This window comes from Micromonospora sp. WMMD1102 (genome assembly GCF_029626265.1).
Classification (GTDB): Bacteria; Actinomycetota; Actinomycetes; order Mycobacteriales; family Micromonosporaceae; genus Plantactinospora.
On the sequence record NZ_JARUBN010000001.1, the window covers coordinates 2,096,613 to 2,115,878 of the forward strand.

The following is a 19,266-nucleotide window of genomic DNA, read 5'->3' on the forward strand; positions in this document are numbered from 1 at the left end:
CGGGTCGTCGAGGCATCCCGGCGAACCGCTGCCCCGTGGGTCGCACCGGGGCGACCTCCACCGGACGTACCGCCGGGAAGGTCCGGCGGTCGGTCGCCCTACCGCTGCCGGATCAGCCCGCCGGTGTTGTCCCATCCGGTCGCCGCGACGAGTCGTCCGCCGCTGACCATCGTGGCCGGCACGTTGAAGCCGTAACGCTGTCGCGCGGCGTTGCCGCCGGGCTTCCGGTCGAACGCCTGGCAACCGACCATCGAGGTGGCGGCGCCGTCCACGACGTAGAAGCCGTCAGCGGTGTCGGCGACGCCCTGGACGTCGTACATCGCGGCGGTGTCGGCGACACATCCCACGAAGGTGTTCCGGTCCCACTCGACGTACCAGCCGTGCAGCCTGGTGTCCTGGGCCTCGCAGCCGACGAACTTGTTCCGGTTCGCCCTGACGTGCCAGCCGTAGCCCCTCGTGTACCACGGTTTGCACACCTGGAAGAAGTTGTTGGCGGCGTTGGCGCCGACGTAGAAGCCGGCATTGTCTCCGGTGGAGTCCCGGGTGGTCGCCTCGCAGGCTTGCCACCAGTTGTCCGGCGCGTCGATCGAGAAGCCGTACTGGCCGGCGCCGCGTACCCGGAGCCGGCTGGACACCGTGGCCTGGGTGTCCGTGCCCCGGTAGGCGACACCGTCCCGGACCGGGTTGTAGATCCACCGCCTGGATGGAGCCGCCGGGGGCGACGTACTCCCACGGCCCGACGGCGGCGGCCGACGCGGGGGGCCGGATCCACCGTTGCGGCGGTGGTCACGCCCACCAGACCGGCCATGGCGAGACCGCCGCCACGGATCATCGAGCGTCGGGAACTCGTCCTGGGTGCCGGAGTCGGCGATGACCCGGACACAGGTCGCGGTATCGACAAGAGGTTCAGCCTTTCTGCTGGTTCGAGGGTTGACGGTCGGTCGGCAACCAGGGGGAACGGCGCGGCAGCCGGCCGGCGGACCCTGGGCGCCGCCGGCCGGCCGTGCCGGCTACTTGTCGTCGGCGAGCGCGACCAGCGCGCTGGCGGTCCGGAAGTACTGGCTGCGTCCGAGGTCCCCGATGGTCTTGATGCCCAGCGCCTCCTTCAGGTGCGTCGCGGCGCGCTCGCTGACCCCGGCCAGGGCGGCGACCGGGGCGTCGACGAGTTCGGCGACGCTCTTGTCCTGGTAGTCCTTGTCGACCAGCTTGGCGAGGTTGGCGATAACCGGCACGGATGCTCCAATCAGACGATCGGTCCGGCACGGCGCCGGACCCGGCCAGCATTGTTCCAGATTGGACGATCAACTCGTGGGCCCGACCATGGACCGCGCGGTGCGGGCGGGTGAGCGGGCGTACCCGACCTCGGTAGGCTGGGCAGCCGACAGTGAGCCACGTCCGAAGCGGTACGGGGAGCGAGCCTGTGCGCCACCATTCCGACGGGCCCGCGCTCGACTGGCGGGCCAGGGGCTTCTGGCAGCCCGACGAGCCGGTCCCGGACGCGACGTTCGCGGCCGCCGGACACTCCCTCTTCGACGGGGCCGTCAGCTGGCCGGTGCTGGCCGTCCGGCGCTCCGCCGTCGCGCACAACGTCGACACGATGGCCGACTTCTGCGCCCGGCACGGCTTCTCGTTCGCCCCGCACGGCAAGACCACGATGGCCCCGTCGCTGCTCGGCGCCCAGCTCTCCGCCGGTGCCTGGGCGATCACCATGGCCACCGCCAACCAGGTGCTCGCCGCCCGCGCCCTCGGGGTGCCCCGGGTGCTGCTCGCCAACGAGCTGCTCGACCCGGCGCCGCTGCGCTGGCTGGCCCGCGAGGTCGGCCGGGGCTTCGAGGCGTACTTCTTCGTCGACTCGGTCGCCGGGGTCGCGGCGGCCGAGGCGGCGCTGGCCGAGGAGCCGGCCGGCGCACCGCTGCCGGTTCTCGTCGAGCTCGGTTTCCCCGGTGGCCGGGCCGGCTGCCGCAGCGTCGAGCAGGTGGTCGAGGTCGCCGAGGCGGTCGCCGCCGCCACCCGGGTACGCCTGCACGGCGTCGCCGGCTACGAGGGCGGGTTGCCGGACGGCGCGGCGGTCTCGGCGTACCTGCGGCGGCTCCGGACGGCGGCGACCGAGCTGGCCCGGCGCGGGCTGGTCGGCCCGGAGGTGCTGGTCAGCGCGGGTGGCAGTGCCTGGTTCGACCTGGTGGCCGAGGTGCTCGGCGGCGACTGGCTGCCCGGGTACGACCTGCGGATGGTGCTGCGCAGCGGCGCCTACGTCACGCACGACCACGGCTTCTACGCCGAGCACACGCCGTTCCGGCGGCTCGCCGGCCAGGACTTTCTCGACCCGGCCCTGGAACTCTGGGCGCAGGTCACCTCCACTCCGGAGCCGGGGCTGGCGATCGTCGGGATGGGCAAGCGGGACGCCCCGTACGACGAGGGCCTGCCGGTGCCGCTGCTGGTCCGGCGGCGCAGCGGCGAGCTGCGGCCCGGCACCGGCCTGACGGTGAGCCGGCTCAACGACCACCACGGCTATCTGGCGGTGCCACCCGGCGTCGACCTGGACCCGGGTGACCTGGTCTGTTTCGGCATCTCCCACCCGTGCAGCGCCTTCGACAGGTGGCGGGTACTTCCGGTGGTCGACGATGGACACGTCGTCGTGGACCTGCTGCGCACCTACTTCTGAGACCCCGGCTCCGAGCGCGCTGCTCGCCGTCGAAGCGGCGACGGCTTCGTTCGACCACACTCGACGGTTACTTTCCGCCACAAGTGACGAACTTTTGTAGATGTCGACCAAAGTTGCTGAGCCTCGCTCTTTTCTTCTGGCCATGCAGCCTCTAGCGTGTGTCTATTCGTAACAGGGACGACCAGCGATCGTCATATTCCCGTCCGGGCGGCCACCCGGAGCGGGGAGCGAGGTAGATATCCGGCCCCGCCACGGCCGGGACGCAGATCCCCGCGCGCCACGCGTGGCACGTGAGCGCGCCCCACCGTCGACGACTTAACAAGGCACCCGGCGAGCTGTCCGGGTTGCGCACCGAGGACCTGTTGAATCGATCCAAGCATGGGTGGCGGAGGCATCGCCGCCCGGGAAGGTGCAGGACATGGGGAAGACGCAGGGCGAACCGATGGACCCGGCGCAGCGACGGCGGCTCACCCGGCGCGGCATCCTGGCCGCCTCGGCCGGCGCGGCCGCCGCACTGAGCGCCGTCGGCGCCAACGTGCTCGGCACCGACGCCCCCGCGGTCGCGCACGGACAACTCCGGGCCGAACCGCTGATCCCGCCCCGCCGCCGGGGCATCATCCTCTACAGCGTCCGGGACCGGATCTCCGCCGCCCCGGACGACAGCGGCGTGCCGTACGGCTTCGAGCGGGTGCTCGCCCGGATCGCCGAACTCGGCTACCAGGAGGTGGAGTTCGCCGGATACAACCAGAGCACCGAGATCCTGGGCCGGCAGATCACCCCGGCCGAGATCCGCAAGATCCTGGACGACAACGGGCTGGTCGCCAACGGCACGCACACCTCGATCAACCCGGCCACCTTCGAGCAGCAGATGGAGATCGCCGAGACCCTCGGCATGCGGAACATCGGCACCGGCAGCGACCCGACGAACTCGGCGTACCCCGCCGACTGGGACGCGGCGGCGGACGTCTGGAACGAACTCGGCCGGCAGGCCCGGCGGCGCGGGCTGCGGCTCTACACACACAACCACGACGCCGCGTACTCGTTCCTGCTCGACTCCGGCCCGCTGGACGCGAACGGCCGGCCGACCCGCTCCTCCGGCACCCGCCGGCTGGAGTACTTCTTCCGGAAGACCGACCCCCGGTACGTCTTCTTCGAACTCGACATCTACTGGGCCTACGTGGCCCGCTTCAAGCACCAGAAGTACGTCGACCGGTGGGGCCGGGAGAAGACCGACCTGTTCGACCCGATCCTCAACGTCGTCGGGCAGAGCAAGCGGTTCCCGCTCTTCCATGCCAAGGACGGCAACCGGAACAGCGCGCTCGCCAACGGCTACGAGATGGTCCCGCTCGGCGAGGGCGACATCAACTTCCAGCAGTTCTTCCAGACCATCGGCGACCCGGAGTTCCGGCACGCGAACTGGGAGCAGGACACCGCGCCCGGCGGCGCGGCCAACCCCGGCCAGTCGCTCGACTTCGCGGCGCTCAGCTACACCAACATGTCGGAGCTGACCATCTACCGTCGGTGACCTTCCGGGCGGGGTGCGGCGGCGCGTGCCCCGCCCATTCGTGACCAGGACCGTGTGTGCCCGTGTGCCCAACGGAGGAACCATGAACCGACCTCGGCGGCGGCGGCCAGCCGGCGCTGACCACGGTCGGCCAGGTCGTCATCCAGGTGCCCCGGCAGCAGGCCGAGTTCGCCCAGGTGAAGCAGAACGTGACGATCGCCAACACCAGTGACACCGGTGGTGGCCAGCACGTCAACGGGATCGACGCGGGTGACGCGATCGCGTTCGACCCGATCAACCTGGGCGACGCGAGTGCGGTCACCTTCCGCTACTCCGGCGGCTCGGCGGCCACCGCCGGCACGCCCCGGGCCACCGTCGAGCTGCGGCTCGACTCGCCGACCGGTCCGCTGGCCGGCACCGCCACGCTGAACGCCACGACCGGCAACAACGCCTGGTCGAGCCAGACCCTGCCGGTGGACCAGCCGGCCGGCGGGCACCGGCTCTACCTGGTCTTCCAGCCGGTCGCCGGTGGCCCGACCACCGGCCTGGTGAACCTGAACTGGGTGGAGTTCACGCCGAGGTGATAGGACCGCCCGCGGTGGCCCGGCCGGCGAAGTCCGGGCCACCGCGGGCACCGGCTCACGGCGACCTGCTCACGGCACCTTGCTGTCGGTCGCCGCGCTGTCCTCTGTCGGCGTGCGCTGCCCGGTCCCCGCGCTGTCCTTCGCCGCCGTCAGCCGTCCCGCCGCGCTGTCCTCTGTCGGCGTTCGCTGTTCCGGTGCCAGGTCCTCCTCGGGGGTCGGCACCTCCTCGGTCGCCGTGTCCCGGGCCGGTCTCCCGGTCGCCGGCCGGCGTCGCCGGAGCAGCCGGACGCCGACCGGTACGAGCAGGACCAGCACGCCGACCGCGAAGAGGGTGCCGGAGATCGGCCGGGTCAGGAAGCCACTCGGATCGCCGTCGAAGATCCGCATCGACTGCCGGAACGCCGTCTCCAGCAGGCTGCCCAGCACGAACGCCAGCACCAGCGGGCCGGGCTCGAAGCCGGTCTTCTTCATCAGGTACCCGACGACACCGAAGAAGATCACCAGCAGCATGTCGAAGGTGCTGTTGTTGACGGTGTAGACCCCCAGCATCGTCACGGTCACCACGATCGGGGCCAGGATGCTGTCCCGGACCGAGACCAGCCGGACGAAGACGCCGACCAGCGGGACGCTGAGGATCAGCAGGAAGACGTTGCCGACGTACATCGAGTCGACGACGCCCCAGAAGACCTCCGGGTTCTCGTCGATCAGGCGGGGACCGGGCGGGATGCCCTGGAGCAGCAGCGCGCCGAAGATCAGCGCCATCACCGGGTTGGTCGGGATGCCGAGCGTCAGCAGCGGGATGAACGAGGAGGTTGCCGCCGCGTTGTTGGCGGTCTCCGGGCCGGCGACACCCTCGATCGCTCCCCGGCCGAACCGTTCCGGCGTCCGGCTGCGGCGCTTCTCCAGGGCGTACGCGGCCATCGACGACAGCACCCCGCCGCCGCCGGGCAGCAGTCCGGTGAAGAACCCGACGACCGAGCCGCGGGCGACCGCTCCCCGGGACTGCCGCCAGTCCTGCCGGGACGGCCAGGCGTTGCTGACCCGGGGCTTCGGCAGCCGGTTCCGGACCCGGTGTTCGAGCAGGTAGAGGATCTCGCCAAGCCCGAAGAGTCCCATCGCCAGGGCGACGAAGTCGACGCCGTCGGCCAGGTTGATGTTGCCGAAGGTGAACCGGGGCGAGGCGAACAGCGGGTCCGGCCCGGCGGCGGCGAGCAGCAGGCCGAGCCCGGCCGCGACCAGGCTCTTCGCCGTCGACACCGTACCGAGGCTGGCGACCAGCAGGATCCCCGTCGCGGCCAGTACGGCGTTCTCCGGTGGTCCGAAGCCGAGCGAGAAGCGGGCCAGCAGCGGGGCCACCAGGGTCAGCCCGACGATGCTCACGGTGCCGCCGATGAACGACCCGATCGCGGCGATGCCGAGCGCGGAACCGGCCCGCCCCTGCCGGGCCATCTGGTAGCCGTCGATCGTGGTGATGACCGTGGCCGCCTCGCCGGGCAGCCGCAGCAGCACCGAGGTGATGGTGCCGCCGTACATGGCGCCGTAGTAGATGCCGGCGAGCATGATGATCGCCGACTCGGCCGGTATCTCGTAGGTGATCGGCAGCAGCAGGGCGATCGTGGCGACCGGCCCGAGGCCGGGGAGTACCCCGATGACCATGCCGATCACCACGCCGGCCAGCACGTAGAGCAGGTTCACCGGGGTGAAGACCACCCCGAAGCCGGCCAGCACGGGGTCGAGGAAGTCCACTCAGAAGACCAATCTCGGGAGCTTCACGTCCAGCAGCACGACGAACAGCAGGTAGAGCGCGGCCGTGGTGACGCTGCTGACCAGGGCGGTGACCAGCCAGGACTCCCGGCCGAGCAGCCTGAGCCAGCAGGCCATCACCAGCAGGGTGGAGATCTCGAAGCCGATCCGGCTGATCAGCAGCACGTAGCCGACCAGGCTGACCACCCCGACGACGATCCCGAGCCCGCCCCGGCCGAACCGTTCGACGGTCCCCGCCTTCCGCTCGAAGATCAGCGACCATCCTCCGGCGCCGAGCAGCAGCAGGCTGGCCAGCGCCGGCCAGAGTCCGGGCCCGGCCTCGGCGGGGGTGCCGAGGGAGAGCGTGACCGAGTACCCGAGCGTGACCAGGCCCAGCGAGACCGGCAGTATGCCCGCGACGAGCTGGCCGAACGGCCCGGCCGGCGGTATGTCGTCGCCCGGCAGCCCCGGCTCGCCCTCCGGCGGCATCACCAGCCGGCCCTCGGGCGGCGGCCCCGATCCGCCAGGCAGCGACGGCCCCGGCTCGGCCTCGTCGTCCGGTGGGGAGGCCCGGCCGGGGTCGCTCGGGCTCACTTCGGCGCCAGCCCGAACCGGTCGATCAGCGCCTTGTACCGGTCGAAGTCGCCCCTGATCTTGTCCGTCACCTCGGCGCCATCGACCTCGAGCCGGTCGATGAAGTTCTTCTTCAGGAAGTCGTCGTACTCCGGCGCCTTGACCGCCTCCCGGAACGCCTCCTGTAGCGCGGTCACCGCACCGTCCGGCATCGACTTCGGCCCGGCGATGAACCGGGCCTGGTCGACGGTCAGGTCGAAGCCCTTCTCCACGGCGGTCGGCAGGTCGGGCAGCGAGGGGCTGCGCTGCTGGCTGAACACCCCGAGCCAGCGCAGCTCACCGGACTGCACCAGCCGCATCGACTCGGCCGGCTGGGAGGCGCCGATGTCCACCTGCTTGCCAAGTACGGCCGTGACGGCCGGCCCGCCACCGCCGAACGGTACGTCGGTGGCGTTGAGCCCGGCGAGCTTGTAGAAGGCGGTCTGTGCGAAGTAGGCCCCGGTGCCCACCCCGGAGTGCCCGTACGTGATCCGCCGCCCGCTGCCCTTCAGGGCGATGACGTCGTCGATGGTCCGGAACGGGGAGTCCCGGTGTGCGACAAGCACGATGTTCTCGACGGTAAGTCCGATCACCACCCGGAGTTCGTCGAGCGAGACGGTGGCGGCGCCCTTGCCGAGTTGCGGGGTGAGGGTGAACAGCGAACTGGGCGGGAACCCGATCTTGTAGCCGTCGGCCTTGGCCGAGGCGACCTCCCTGGTGCCGACGGCGGCGGCCGCGCCGTCCCGGTTGATGATCACCATGGACTGGCCGAGCGGCTTCTCGATCGCCTTCCCGAGGGTCCGGGCGATGAGGTCGGTGCTGCCACCCGGGGCGAACGGCACGATCAGCTCGACCGAGCGCTCCGGATATCCGGAGCCTTCGTCGTCGCCGCCGTCACCGGTCTGCACGCTGCAACCGGCGAGGAAGGCTCCGGCGCCGAGCCCCGCGCCCAAGCGCAGCACGGCCCGTCGGTCCATCGGGTGTCGGTTCGATCCGGTCACTGGTTCCTCCCCGTTGGCTCAGGTTAAGGATCTGGCTGGCTTGGGGACTCTCTCGACCGGGCGCAGATCATGGACTTCGAAGAGTGTCACCTTGATACATGCCGATCTAGGGATTGTCAATCAAATCGGTGGCAGCCGTACGAAGGGGACGGAATCGTCACCGGCCTTCGAATCATCGCAGCAGATCCGGGCGGCACCGCGTCGCCGCGCGGGTGCGGCTTCCGGCGATCGGCGGCTCCGCCCGGCGGCCCGTCCGGCGGGTCGGGCGCGGCTCCCGGGTGCGGGGTCCCGGGGGTCGCCTCGACTCCGTCGGCTGGGCGCGGGCCGGGGTGGACGACCAGGAGTCCCTTCAGGAGTTGGTCCCGAGCGGCGGTGCGGGTGTCTCCGGGTCCTGGTCCGTCGCGCCGTCCAACTCGGAGCGTCGGTCCGCCGGAGGTGCCAGGTAGCGGCGCACGATCTCCCCGGCCAGCGTGACCGCTGCGGTGCCGGCCATCACGGCCAGGGGCCGACTGGTCCAGCACTGCGGCGCAGATCGAGAGGCTGATCAATAGCAACTCGGTCCCGAGCAGCAGGATGGCGACCGCAGCCGACGGCCCGTCCGGCCCGGTCGGGCGCCGCGTCCGCGTTTCGGTCAGCTGCTTGCCCCGCATCGACATCAGGCAATTCTGCCGACTGGCGAGCGCTCGGCGCATGTGCAGATGCACGTGCATCTGCACATGCGCTGAGATCGCGCGTCGATCGCCGGCCGATGCCGGGGCGTACGGTTGGCCGACCCGCAGTGCCCCGCCGATGGAGGATCTTCGATGTCGTCCGACTCCCTGGTCCGGCAGCACCGGACCGCCACCGCCACCCTCACCGTGACAGGTGGAGGTGTTCCGCTGGACGGTCAGGAGGTGGTGGTCGCACAGCGCGACCACGCATTCCTCTTCGGCTGCACCGGACTCGACTCCGTCACACACGCCGCCGGCCAGCCGGAGTCCGCCACCCCGGAGGCCGTCGCCTCCGAGGCCGTCGCCTCGGGGGCCGGATCGGATGTGCCGGCCGGTGGCGGCACGGCCCGGTCGGAACGGATGGGTGAGCTCTGGCTCGACCTGTTCAACTTCGCCACCCTGCCGTTCTACTGGGGCTGGTTCGAGCCCGAGCGCGGCCGGCCGGACACCCGGCGCCTCCAGGCGGCGGCACGCTGGTTCACCGACCGGGGCTGTCTGGTCAAGGGCCATCCGCTGGCCTGGCACACCGAGAGTGCACAGTGGTTGACCGAGCTCTCCAACGCGGAGATCACCGAGGCGCAGCTGGACCGGATCCGCCGGGAGGTGACCGACTTCGCCGGGCTGATCGACACCTGGGACGTGATAAACGAGGTGGTGATCATGCCGATCTTCGACAAGTACGACAACGGGCTGACCCGGATCTGCCGGGAGCTGGGGCGCATCCCGCTGGTCCGGACGGTCTTCGACGCGGCCCGTGAGGCGAACCCGCGGGCCACCCTGCTGCTCAACGACTTCGACATGTCCGCCGCGTACGAGTGCCTGATCGAGGGGGTGCTGGAGGCGGGGATCCGGATCGACGCGCTCGGCCTGCAGAGCCACATGCACCAGGGCTACTGGGGCGAGGAGAAGACGCTCGGCATCATCGACCGGTTCGCCCGGTACGGCCTGCCGATCCACTTCACCGAGACGACCCTGCTCTCCGGCCACCTCATGCCGGCCGACATCGTGGACCTGAACGACTACCAGATCCCGGAGTGGCCGAGCACCCCGGAGGGGGAGGAGCGGCAGGCCGACGAGGTGGTCCGGCACTACCGGACCCTGCTGTCACACCCGTCGGTGCGGGCCAGCACGTACTGGGGGATGGTGGACGGCGGCTGGCTCGGCGCGCCGGGCGGCTTCGTCCGGGCCGACGGCACGCCGAAACCCTCCTACCACGCACTGCGCACGCTGGTCCGGGACGAGTGGTGGCTCGCCCCGACGACCCTCGGCACCGACGAGCGGGGTCGGGTCGGGTTCACCGGCTTCCTCGGCGAGTACGAGGTGTCGGCCGGTGGGCGCACCGCGACGTTCCGGCTCGACCAGCCGGGCCCGGCAACGCTCACCGTCGAGCTGTGAGGAAGGGCCCCTGGAAAAACCGCCCGCCCTGTCGCAGAACGCGGGGCGGTACGGGGCCCTTCCACACCGCTGCTCGTGACCGCAACGAGGGGATGGGGCGGCTCAGTACACGAATGGCCAGCCGGCCGAGTCGTAGCCGAGCCGGTTGATGCCGAGCAGCGCGGTGCCGTTGTCGGCGTAGTAGTGGTAGACGAGGAAGTCGCCGTCGCCGTCGGTGAGCACCGTCTGGTGGCCCGGCCCGTGCACGCTGCCGTGGGTGGCGAGCACCTGGGTCCCGCCGCCGGAGGTGAGCGCGGTGCCGTTCCGGTCGACGAACGGCCCGGTCACGCTCGTCGAGCGCCCGACCATCACCCGGTAGGTGCTGGCGGCGCCCTGGCAGCAGCGGTCGAAGGAGACGTACAGGTAGTAGTAGTCACCCCGTCTGACCAGGGTCGGCGCCTCGATCGCGCCGCCACCCCGGCCGGCGATGCTCCGGATCGTGCCGTCCGCGCGCTTGCCGGTGGCCGGGTCCAGGGCGACCATCTTCAGCCCGGACCAGAACGACCCGAACGCCAGCCACCAGCGGCCCTGGGCGTCCACGACCAGGTTCGGGTCGATCGCGTTGAAGTCGTCCGAGGTAGCCGACTCGACCACCAGCCCCCGGTCGGTCCAGCTTCCCGAGTTGCCGGTCGGGCTGGTGGCCAGGAAGATCGCCGACCGGTTCGAGCCGAAGGTGGAGGCGGAGTAGTAGAGGTAGTACTGGCTGTTCCGGTACGAGATGTCCGGCGCCCAGAGGTTGCGGCTGCCGCCGGTGTAGCCGGTGGTCCACGGGGCGCCGTTCGGGAAGACCGACCCGGCGTTGCGGAACGTTACCCGGTCCGTCGAGGTCTTCAGCGCGACGTTGTCCCCGGTGTGCGCGACCAGGTAGTCGCCGCCGGGGCGGCGGAGCACGGTCGGGTCGTGCACCCCGACGTCCCCGGTCACCCGCATCGGCGCCGGGTAGCCGGCCGGCGGGGTGCCCGGACCGCCGGTGGGGGTCGGACCCGGGGTGCCGCCCGAGCCGACCCGGACGAGCTGCCACTGCTGGTTGGCGCCGCCGGTGTCGGCGTACTGGCTGATCCGGCCGCCGTCGGCGGTGGACCACTCCCAGACGTCGAGGGCCTTGTTGCTGTTCCGGTTGACCAGCCGGACGTACCCGCCGTCCGAGTCGGCGAGCCGGAACTGCTGGTTCGTGCTGTTCCGGTCGGCCCACTGGATCACCTCCGCGCCGTCGGCGGTGGAGGAGTCCCGGATGTCGAGGACCTTGCCGCTGTGCCGGGAACGCAGTCGGTGGTAGCCGGATCCGGAGTCGACGAACTGCCACTGCTGCCAGGCGCCGTCGTTGCGGGCCCACTGCACGATCCGGCCACCGTCGGCGGTGGACCGTTCGTAGACGTCCAGGGCCTTGCCGCTGTGCCGGGACACCAGGACGTACCAGGCGTTCGGATCGACGGTCGCGGCCGAGGCCGACCGGACCGGTAGGGCGACGGCGGCGCCGACGAGCATGGCGGCGACCGCGAGCACCGTGGTGGTACGGGCGAGCCGGGTCCGGCTCGGTGTCGTCGGGGGCGGGAAAGCGGGAGCTTCCATGGGTTGTCCTTCCGCAGGTCGTCCGGTGGACGGTGCCGCGACTTCCTGACTGTGCGCCCGTTCGGGGACGTCTTGACTGGCATCGATGTTAGCGATAACACTGGCCTGCGTGACACCCCGATGACAGCGGGTGTCTCCGCCGGACCCGACGAAAGGTCACATGTCATGAAGCCGATTCCGCGCAGGGTGCGCCACCCGCTCCGGTCAACCGGCTCCAGGCCGCTGCTCGCCGTACTGGCCACCGTGCTCGCGCTGCTGGCCGGACTGCTGCCGGGCGCCCCGGCCGCCGCCGCACCGGCGGTGAACTACACCAACCCGCTGGTGAACCAGCGCGCCGACCCGCACATCTTCCGGCACACCGACGGCTACTACTACTTCACCGCCACCGTCCCGCAGTACGACCGGATCGTGCTCCGCCGGGCGACCACGTTGCAGGGCCTGGCCAGCGCCGCCGAGACGACGATCTGGCGCCGGCACACCAGCGGCGAGATGGGCGCACACATCTGGGCTCCCGAAATCCACTTCGTCAACGGCCGCTGGTACGTCTACTTCGCCGCCGGCCGCACCGACGACATCTGGCGGATCCGGATGTACGTTCTGGAGAACGCCGGTGCCAACCCGCTGACCGGGTCGTGGACCGAGCGCGGCCGGATCAGCACCCCGTGGGACACCTTCAGCCTCGACGCGTCGACATTCGTGGCGAACGGCGTCCGCTATCTGGTCTGGGCGCAGTCCGAACCGGGGATCTCCACCAACTCCAACCTCTACCTGGCTCGGATGGGCAGCAACCCGTGGCAGATCACCGGCACGGTGACCCGGCTGACGGTGCCGACGTACGACTGGGAGACCCGGGGCTACCGGGTCGCCGAGGGGCCGTCGGTGATCCAGCGCAACGGCCGGATCTTCCTGACCTACTCGGCCAGCGCCACCGACGCCAACTACTGCCTCGGGATGCTCACCGCCCCGGCGAACGCGAACCTGCTGAACGCGGCGTCCTGGACCAAGAGCCCGACCCCGGTCTTCGCCAGCTTCGCCGCCACCGGCCAGTACGGTCCCGGGCACAACTCGTTCACCGTCTCCGAGGACGGTCAGAGCGACATCCTCGTCTACCACGACCGCAACTACCGGGACATCAACGGCGACCCGCTCAACGACCCCAACCGGCGTACCAGGATCCAGAAGCTGTACTGGAACGCCGACGGCACCCCGAACCTCGGCATCCCGGTGCCGGACGGCGCCACCCCGGTCCGGCTGCGCCCGCACGACCTCGCCGAGGCGTACCTGCGGCACTACGACTACCGGGTCCGGGTCGACGCCAACGTCACACCGCTGGCCGACTCGCAGTTCCGGATCGTGACCGGCCTGTCCGGCTCCGGCACGGTGTCGCTGGAGTCGACCAACTTCCCCGGCTACTACCTGCGGCACCGCAACTACGAGGTGCACGTCGAGCGCGACGACGGTTCGGCGCAGTTCCGGGCCGACGCCAGCTTCCTGCGCCGGACCGGCCTGGCCAGCGGCGCCGCGATCTCGCTGGAGGCGCAGAATTTCGCCGGCCGGTACCTGCGGCACCGCGCCGGGCTGCTCTACGTCGAGCCGGTGACCTCCGCCGCCGAGCAGGCCTCCGCCACCCTGCACCTGGAATGAGCCGCGGCGGGCCACGCCGGAGGCGGCCCCTCCGCCGCACCCCGGCCCGTCCGCCGTGATGCCGGCCCGTCCGCCGTGATGCCGGCCCGTCCGCCGTGACGCCGGCCCGTCCGCCGTGACGCCGGCCGGACCGCCAGGTACGCCGACGCGCCGGAGAGTCGTGATGTCGACTGTCCGGCACGTCGGACCAATCGGTTTGGGCTGGTGAGCGCCGGTGTCGGTAAGGATGGAGGGATGCCTTCGCCACTGTCCAAGCCCCGCCATGCCGTGGTCGTCGGCGGGAGTTTCGCCGGTCTCTGCATCGCACGTGCGCTGGCCGACTTCGTCGAGCGGGTGACCGTACTCGACCGGGACCGGTTTCCGGACGGACCGCACCTGCGTACGGGCATTCCGCAGGCGCGGCACCTGCACGTACTCGTCACCTCCGGGCAGCGGGCCCTGGACCGGCTCTTCCCCGGCCTGATGGCCGAGTTGTACGACCGGGGCGCGGTGCCGGTGGCCGCCCCGACCGACCTGCTGTCGCTGAGCCCGTACGGCTGGCGCGAGCGCTTCCCGGCCACCCACACCCTGGTCGGGGCCAGCCGGGAACTGCTGGACTGGACTATCCGGCAGCGACTCGCCGCCGACCGGCGGATCCGGTTCGAGACCGCCCGCGAGGTGGTCGGACTGCTGCCCGGCGAGGACGGCGACTCGGTCGCCGGGGTCCGGTTGCGGGCCCGTGACGGCGGACCGGAGATCCTTCCCTGCGTCGCCGACCTGGTGGTGGACGCCAGCGGGCGCGGCTCGCGCTCGCCGGGCTGGCTGGCCGAACTGGGCTACGGGCGGCCGGAGGAGACCCGGATCGACGCCGGGCTGGGCTACGCGAGCCGGCGCTACCGGCTGGCCCCCGGGGTCGCCGACGGCTGGAAGAACATCATGGTGATGCCGAAGCCGCCGCGGGTCTCCCGGGGCGGAGTGCTCTATCCGATCGAGAACGGCCGCTGGATGGTCACGCTCGGCGGGTTCGGCGACCAGGCCCCGCCGACCGACGAGGCGGGCTTCCTGGAGTTCACCCGCAACCTACGCAGTCCGCTGATCTACGAGGCGATCCGGCACGCCGAGCCGGACGGGCCGATCCACGGCTTCCGGCGTACCGGCAACCACCGCCGGCACTACGAGTCGATGTCGCGCTGGCCGGAGGGTTTCCTGGTGGTCGGGGACGCCGCCTGCGCCTTCAACCCCGTCTACGGCCAGGGAATGAGCGTCGCCGCGCAGACGGCGGTGGTGGTCGGCGAGCACCTGCGGGTGCACCGGGGGCGGCTCGGCCGGGCCGCCCAGGCGGCGGTGGCCGGGTGCAGCGCCACCGCGTGGACCATCGCCACCGGTACGGACCTGCGGTTCTCCGCCGCCGGTACGGTCCGGCCGGGGCGAAGGGGCCGGCTCTCGTACTGGTATCTGGACCGCGCCTCCGACGTGGCCGACCGGGACCCGTACGTGCTGCGGGTGCTGACCGACGTGCAGCACCTGGTCCGGCCGCCGGCCGCGCTGGCGCATCCGAGGGTGGCGCTGCGGGTGCTGCGCGGTCCGATCCGGCCGCCGCTGTCGAACCCGCCGCTGTCGACCCCGCCCGTCACGGCCCCCGGCCGGCCGGGGGCCGGCGGGTGAGCATCCCGCATCCTGCCGAGGGCCCGCCCGGTGCCCGGTGCCCGGCGCTACCCGGCCGGCTCCGGGGCTCCGTCCAGCCTGTAGTCGAGCAGGACGAGCCGCTTGTCGAGCACCTCGGTCGCGGCGAGCCGGAGGTCCAGGTCGGGCAGTCCGGCCAGCATCCGCTCCTCGCCGCTCTCGCCGAGCACCTGCGGGAAGACCATCAGGCGGAGCCGGTCCACCAGCCCGAGCCGGAACAGGGGCTGCGGACCAGCAAACGGCTGCCGATCACCCGGAGCGGGTCGCCGGCGGCGTCCTTCATCTCGGGTACGGCCACCTCGACGGCCTCGCCCACCAGGGAGGTGTTGGGCCAGACGAGCGGTGGGCGCAACGACTTCGAGAAGACCACCTTGGGCAGCCGGGCCATCGAATCGGAAAGTTCACCGCCGCCCATCTCCACCAGGGCCCGATAGGTGTTGGCGCCCATGAGCACCACCTGCGGGCAGTCCGACTGCTCTTCGATCCACGCCCGCAGGTCGGGACCGTCGTATCCGAAGTAGGCGGGGGAGTCGCGACCCCGCAACCAGCCGTCGACGGTGCTGAACAAGTCGACTGTCAGCTCTCGCATCCGCTGCTCCCGCCGCTCAGCCGAGCTTCGTCAGGTAGGTCGCCAGCGCCTCGTACGACTGGCGGGCCCCGTCCGCCATCCCCGAGGCGATCATGCCGTCGCGCTCCTGCCTGGTGTCGAACCGGGTGACTGTGGTGACCGTCGTCCTGCCGTCCTCCTCGGTCAACTCCAGTGTCTCCACGCAGACGTGCCCGGGCATGCCCTCGAACTCGAAGGTCTGCACGATCCGCTCCGGCGGGTGGATCTCCCGGTACTCGCCCCGGAACGCGTACGGGCCGTCGGGAGCGTGCTCGACGAACCGGTAGCCGCCGCCCGGACGGAAGTCCAGCTCGCAGTCGAGCGGGTTGCCCCGGCCCCACCAGTGCTTGAGGTGCTCACAGCTGGTGTGCGCCTCGAAGACGAGCGCACGGGGTGCGTCGAAGACGCGCACCATCTTGATCTCCAGGTCGGACGGCAGGGTCACCGCTGCATCGTTGGCACTTCTCTGGCACCATGGAATAGCGGATCAGCGTTCCGTTTCTATGATCCGGAACCATGCTCCGCTTGGCCGCGCGGGCGACGGATCAGGGGAGTGACGGAGGCGGACAGCACCATGCAGGGACAACACCGTGAAAGGGCAGCACAGTGACTGACAACGGCACCGGCCCGGCGCCCGACGGCAGCGGCGCGGCGACGCCGAGCCGTCGCAAGCGGGTCGACGCCCGGCGCAACGAGCAGACCCTGCTCGAAGCGGCCGCCGCGGCCTTCGTCGCCTCCGGCGTCGATGCACCGGTACGGGACATCGCGGCCAGGGCCGGCGTCGGGGTCGGCACGATCTACCGCCACTTCCCGACCCGGGCCGATCTCGTGGTCGCCGTCTACCGGCACCAGGTGGAGGCATCCGTCGAGGCGGGCCGGGCACTGCTGGCCAGCGACGACGCGCCGCACAGCGCCCTGGCCCGGTGGATAGACCTCTTCGTCGACTTCCTGGTCACCAAACACGGCCTCGCCGAGGCGCTACAGTCCGACGACGCCACCTTCGTGGCCCTGCACGACTACTTTCTCGACCGCCTGACACCGGTCTGCGCCGACCTGCTCGACGCCGCCGGCGCCGCTGGCGAGATCCGCACCGACATCCAAGCCCTCGAACTGATGCGCGCCGTCGGCAACCTCTGCATCGGCGCTGACCGGGACCCCCGGTACGATGCCCGCCGCATGGTCGAGGTCCTCCTCGCCGGACTGCGCCGACCCGACCCGACCCGGATCAGCCGGGGCAGCGGCAGCGGCACGGGGTAGCGGCACGGGGTAGCGGTAGCGGCACGGGGGTAGGGACAGCGGCGACCCGGCGGTTGGACCGGGGGACCGCCGGGCCTCGACCGGGTGGCTCAGCCGGCGGACCGGGCGCGGGCACGCGGCAGGCAGCACCTCTTGTACTTGCTGCCCGAGCCGCACCAGCACGCCTCGTTCCGCTCAGGTGGCCAGGGCAGCTGCGCACCCTGCCCGACCAGCTCCGCCGCGTAGCCGGCCCGGGCCTGTCCGGTGGTCGGATCCACCCCGGTGCGCTCCGCGTACCCGGCCAGGCGCCCGATCGAGCCGCGCAGCGGGCCGAGCCCGAGCTGGCCCGAGTCGGTCAGCCGGACCAGTTCGCGCTGGACCCGGGCCCGATGCTCGGACCAGTCCCCGCCAACCGCCTCGGCCAGGTCGGGCCAGCGCGACAGCAGGGCGTCGAACTCGCCCGCCGGCAGGAACAACCGGGCTTCCGGACCCGGCTCGGCGCCCGCCGTGGTCGCGCTGCGGAACAGCTCGTTCTCCAACCGGTCGGCCAGGTTGTCGTTCTGGTCGTGTGGCAGGTCCAGTTCCCGGCGTACCCGGTGGCGCTGTTGCAGCAGGAAGAAGAGGAGTCCGGAGGCTTCCTGCCCGGTCGGTTCGGCGGTCCCCGCCGCCTCGGTGGTCTCCTCGGCGGCGTCCGGCGCCGGACTGCCCCGGTCACGCAGCGCGCCCTGCACCGCCTCGGTCAGCCACCGCTCGGCCAGCTCGGTCCGGCCGCCGACCTCGAGGGCGGCACTCAGGTACGCGGCGGCGTCCGGTACGGAGTCCAACAGCGGGCGCAGTTCGGTGAGTTCGGCGAGCGCCTCGTCGTCCCGGCCGGTCCGGAACAGGATCCGGGCGTGCAGTGCCCGGGCGAAACCGGCGTCGGGCCCGGAGCTGTCCCGGTACGCCTGGACGGCGCGGTCCGCGTACCGCTGTGCGGCGTCGAGTCGGGCCCTGGTCTCGGCGATCTCGGCGGCCAGGGTCAGCGCCCGGCCGGCGTCGTCCGGATCGGCGAGTCGCCCCTGTTCGACCGCCTCGGCCAGCTCGGCGGCGATGCCCAGCGGGTCGGCCGCGCCGAGCGCGGAGCGCCGCAGCTCGGTCAGGTCTGCGCTGGTGAGCACGTCTTTGGTCGGCACGGCTTCGCCGTACTGCGACGATCCGGCGCAACCCGGCTGGTCACGGTGTAACCCTCCGCACGTGGCGTCGGCCGGCTACGCCGTCTTCCGGCGGGACGTCAGGGCCTCGGTCGCGTACGCCCAGAGGCGATCCGCGGCGGCCGGGTCGACGGCGTGCGCGGCGACCCCTCCGCTGGCCTCCGGTCCGCCGGCCACCACCTCGGCCTCCTGGTTGTCGTCGAAGTACCGACCGGTGACCCCCTCGACCAGCGGCGACGCGGCCAGCAGCACGGTCGTCGCCGCACCCTGGGCGGGCGTCTTGTAGTACGACTGCTCGATGCGGTTGCCCGCCTCGTCCATCGCCCCGAACGCGCGCAGCGTCTCGTCGTCCATGTGGCGTTGCAGGTTGGTCGTGATGAAGCCGGGGTTGAGGGCGTTGGCGGTGATCCCGTCCGCGGCCCAGCGCCGGGCGATACCCACGGCCAGCAGGACCTCGGCGACCTTCGACCGCCCGTACGCCGCCCAGCGGTCGTACGGCTGTCGCTCGAACTGCGGGTCGTCGAAGTCGAACGCTTCCCGCAGGTGTGCTCCGGAGCTGACCAGCACCACCCGGGCCGAGCCGGCGGCGCGGAGGCTGTCGTGCAGGCCGCAGGCGAGGGCGAAGTGCCCGAGGTAGTTGGTGGCCAGCTGGAGTTCCCAAACCTCCGCGCTGAGCTGCCGGGTCGGGATGGCCATCACCCCCGCGTTGGCGACCAGCGCGTGCACCGGGCCGTCCCAGGCGTCGACGAACGCCTCGACCGAGGTCAGGTCGGCCAGGTCGCAGGCGGCGGCCCGGACGCTGCCCGGACCCGGCCCGGCGAACTCCGCCACCAGCGGTTCGGCCTGCGCCGGGTTGCGGGCGGCGACGGTGACCGCCGCTCCCGCCCCGGCCAGGGCGCGGACCGCCGCCGCACCGATGCCGGAGGCGCCGCCGGTGACGATCATCCGGCGACCGGTGAGGTCGACGCCGTCGAGGATCTCGGCGGCAGTGGTCCGGGGACCGAACGGGGTGCTGACCCGGGCGTGGGTTGCCATGATCTCCACGCTACGAGCGAACGCCCCGCATGGTCCGTACTCCGGAATCCGTCACCCTTCGGGTCACGTCGGC

19 protein-coding genes are annotated in these 19,266 nt (G+C 71.7%); 7 read left to right on the forward strand and 12 right to left on the reverse strand.

What is annotated here, in order from left to right; genetic code table 11:
• Positions 1-98 precede the first annotated feature (98 nt).
• Both O7626_RS09435 and O7626_RS09440 read right to left on the reverse strand, forming a co-directional pair.
• The gene (locus O7626_RS09435) at positions 99-635 is read right to left on the reverse strand and encodes a hypothetical protein (RefSeq protein ID WP_278060777.1); all 537 of its coding nucleotides are present in this window, start codon (positions 633-635) and stop codon (positions 99-101) included.
• Between the two features lie 375 nt (positions 636-1,010).
• Entirely contained in the window at positions 1,011-1,232 is a 222-nt protein-coding gene (locus tag O7626_RS09440) for a hypothetical protein (RefSeq protein ID WP_278060778.1), read from the reverse strand.
• 188 nt (positions 1,233-1,420) lie between these two features.
• Between O7626_RS09440 and O7626_RS09445 the strand changes: the two genes are divergently transcribed.
• The 3 genes from O7626_RS09445 (at position 1,421) to O7626_RS09455 (ending at position 4,750) form a co-directional block, all read left to right on the forward strand.
• The gene (locus tag O7626_RS09445; protein WP_278060779.1) at positions 1,421-2,662 is read left to right on the forward strand and encodes an alanine racemase; all 1,242 of its coding nucleotides are present in this window, start codon (positions 1,421-1,423) and stop codon (positions 2,660-2,662) included.
• A gap of 418 nt (positions 2,663-3,080) precedes the next feature.
• On the forward strand, positions 3,081-4,187 hold the full coding sequence (locus tag O7626_RS09450) for a TIM barrel protein (protein WP_278060780.1): 1,107 nt from the start codon (positions 3,081-3,083) through the stop codon (positions 4,185-4,187).
• Positions 4,188-4,333: 146 nt separating this feature from the next.
• Positions 4,334-4,750, forward strand: a complete 417-nt coding sequence (locus O7626_RS09455) for a carbohydrate-binding protein (protein WP_278060781.1) — start codon at positions 4,334-4,336, stop codon at positions 4,748-4,750.
• 69 nt (positions 4,751-4,819) lie between these two features.
• Here the strand turns inward: O7626_RS09455 and O7626_RS09460 are convergent, their stop codons facing one another.
• The 4 genes from O7626_RS09460 to O7626_RS09475 form a co-directional block, all read right to left on the reverse strand.
• Entirely contained in the window at positions 4,820-6,496 is a 1,677-nt protein-coding gene (locus tag O7626_RS09460; protein ID WP_278060782.1) for a tripartite tricarboxylate transporter permease, read from the reverse strand.
• Positions 6,497-7,087, reverse strand: a complete 591-nt coding sequence (locus tag O7626_RS09465; RefSeq protein WP_278060783.1) for a tripartite tricarboxylate transporter TctB family protein — start codon at positions 7,085-7,087, stop codon at positions 6,497-6,499. It lies immediately after the preceding gene.
• A complete protein-coding gene (locus O7626_RS09470; protein WP_278060784.1) occupies positions 7,084-8,082 on the reverse strand; it encodes a tripartite tricarboxylate transporter substrate binding protein in 999 nt (332 codons plus the stop codon). Before O7626_RS09470 ends, O7626_RS09465 begins: the two co-directional genes overlap by 4 nt.
• A gap of 373 nt (positions 8,083-8,455) precedes the next feature.
• Positions 8,456-8,599: a hypothetical protein gene (locus O7626_RS09475; RefSeq protein WP_278060785.1), complete on the reverse strand. Its 144-nt coding sequence runs from the start codon at positions 8,597-8,599 to the stop codon at positions 8,456-8,458.
• A gap of 310 nt (positions 8,600-8,909) precedes the next feature.
• Between O7626_RS09475 and O7626_RS09480 the strand changes: the two genes are divergently transcribed.
• Positions 8,910-10,211 (forward strand): endo-1,4-beta-xylanase, encoded by a 1,302-nt coding sequence (locus O7626_RS09480; protein WP_278060786.1) that lies wholly within the window; start codon positions 8,910-8,912, stop codon positions 10,209-10,211.
• Positions 10,212-10,313: 102 nt separating this feature from the next.
• Here O7626_RS09480 and O7626_RS09485 read toward each other — a convergent pair whose 3' ends face one another.
• Positions 10,314-11,735: a family 43 glycosylhydrolase gene (locus tag O7626_RS09485; protein WP_278066109.1), complete on the reverse strand. Its 1,422-nt coding sequence runs from the start codon at positions 11,733-11,735 to the stop codon at positions 10,314-10,316.
• A 249-nt stretch (positions 11,736-11,984) separates the two neighbouring features.
• On the opposite strand from O7626_RS09485, the gene O7626_RS09490 reads away from it, so the two are divergent.
• Both O7626_RS09490 and O7626_RS09495 read left to right on the forward strand, forming a co-directional pair.
• Positions 11,985-13,463, forward strand: coding sequence for a family 43 glycosylhydrolase (locus tag O7626_RS09490; protein WP_278060787.1), 1,479 nt, complete (start codon positions 11,985-11,987; stop codon positions 13,461-13,463).
• A 234-nt stretch (positions 13,464-13,697) separates the two neighbouring features.
• Complete coding sequence (locus O7626_RS09495; RefSeq protein ID WP_278060788.1) at positions 13,698-15,107, forward strand: FAD-dependent monooxygenase; 1,410 nt, start codon at positions 13,698-13,700, stop codon at positions 15,105-15,107.
• Between the two features lie 47 nt (positions 15,108-15,154).
• On the opposite strand, the gene O7626_RS09500 is transcribed toward O7626_RS09495, so the two are convergent.
• Genes O7626_RS09500 through O7626_RS09510 form a run of 3 tightly spaced genes read right to left on the reverse strand, consistent with a single transcriptional unit; the run spans position 15,155 to position 16,177 of the window.
• Positions 15,155-15,328 (reverse strand): hypothetical protein, encoded by a 174-nt coding sequence (locus O7626_RS09500; RefSeq protein WP_278060789.1) that lies wholly within the window; start codon positions 15,326-15,328, stop codon positions 15,155-15,157.
• Positions 15,310-15,714, reverse strand: a complete 405-nt coding sequence (locus tag O7626_RS09505) for a hypothetical protein (protein WP_278060790.1) — start codon at positions 15,712-15,714, stop codon at positions 15,310-15,312. Before O7626_RS09505 ends, O7626_RS09500 begins: the two co-directional genes overlap by 19 nt.
• 16 nt (positions 15,715-15,730) lie before the next feature.
• On the reverse strand, positions 15,731-16,177 hold the full coding sequence (locus O7626_RS09510; RefSeq protein WP_278060791.1) for an SRPBCC family protein: 447 nt from the start codon (positions 16,175-16,177) through the stop codon (positions 15,731-15,733).
• A gap of 161 nt (positions 16,178-16,338) precedes the next feature.
• On the opposite strand from O7626_RS09510, the gene O7626_RS09515 reads away from it, so the two are divergent.
• A complete protein-coding gene (locus O7626_RS09515) occupies positions 16,339-16,989 on the forward strand; it encodes a TetR/AcrR family transcriptional regulator (protein ID WP_278060792.1) in 651 nt (216 codons plus the stop codon).
• Positions 16,990-17,078: 89 nt separating this feature from the next.
• On the opposite strand, the gene O7626_RS09520 is transcribed toward O7626_RS09515, so the two are convergent.
• Entirely contained in the window at positions 17,079-18,140 is a 1,062-nt protein-coding gene (locus O7626_RS09520; protein ID WP_278060793.1) for an SEC-C domain-containing protein, read from the reverse strand.
• 75 nt (positions 18,141-18,215) lie between these two features.
• Positions 18,216-19,193 carry an SDR family NAD(P)-dependent oxidoreductase gene (locus tag O7626_RS09525; protein WP_278060794.1) on the reverse strand — a complete coding sequence of 326 codons (978 nt, stop codon included), beginning with the start codon at positions 19,191-19,193 and terminating at the stop codon, positions 18,216-18,218.
• Between the last annotated feature and the right edge of the window lie 73 nt (positions 19,194-19,266).

What these genes read in the sequence shown, in the direction of transcription:
- O7626_RS09450 (WP_278060780.1), top strand. Translation starts at nt 3,081, where the DNA reads ATGGGGAAGACGCAGGGCGAACCGATGGACCCGGCGCAGCGACGGCGG.
- O7626_RS09470 (WP_278060784.1), bottom strand. Translation starts at nt 8,082, where the DNA reads ATGGACCGACGGGCCGTGCTGCGCTTGGGCGCGGGGCTCGGCGCCGGA.
- O7626_RS09475 (WP_278060785.1), bottom strand. Translation starts at nt 8,599, where the DNA reads ATGGCCGGCACCGCAGCGGTCACGCTGGCCGGGGAGATCGTGCGCCGC.
- O7626_RS09480 (WP_278060786.1), top strand. Translation starts at nt 8,910, where the DNA reads ATGTCGTCCGACTCCCTGGTCCGGCAGCACCGGACCGCCACCGCCACC.
- O7626_RS09485 (WP_278066109.1), bottom strand. Translation starts at nt 11,735, where the DNA reads ATGCTCGTCGGCGCCGCCGTCGCCCTACCGGTCCGGTCGGCCTCGGCC.
- O7626_RS09490 (WP_278060787.1), top strand. Translation starts at nt 11,985, where the DNA reads ATGAAGCCGATTCCGCGCAGGGTGCGCCACCCGCTCCGGTCAACCGGC.
- O7626_RS09495 (WP_278060788.1), top strand. Translation starts at nt 13,698, where the DNA reads ATGCCTTCGCCACTGTCCAAGCCCCGCCATGCCGTGGTCGTCGGCGGG.
- O7626_RS09505 (WP_278060790.1), bottom strand. Translation starts at nt 15,714, where the DNA reads ATGCGAGAGCTGACAGTCGACTTGTTCAGCACCGTCGACGGCTGGTTG.
- O7626_RS09525 (WP_278060794.1), bottom strand. Translation starts at nt 19,193, where the DNA reads ATGGCAACCCACGCCCGGGTCAGCACCCCGTTCGGTCCCCGGACCACT.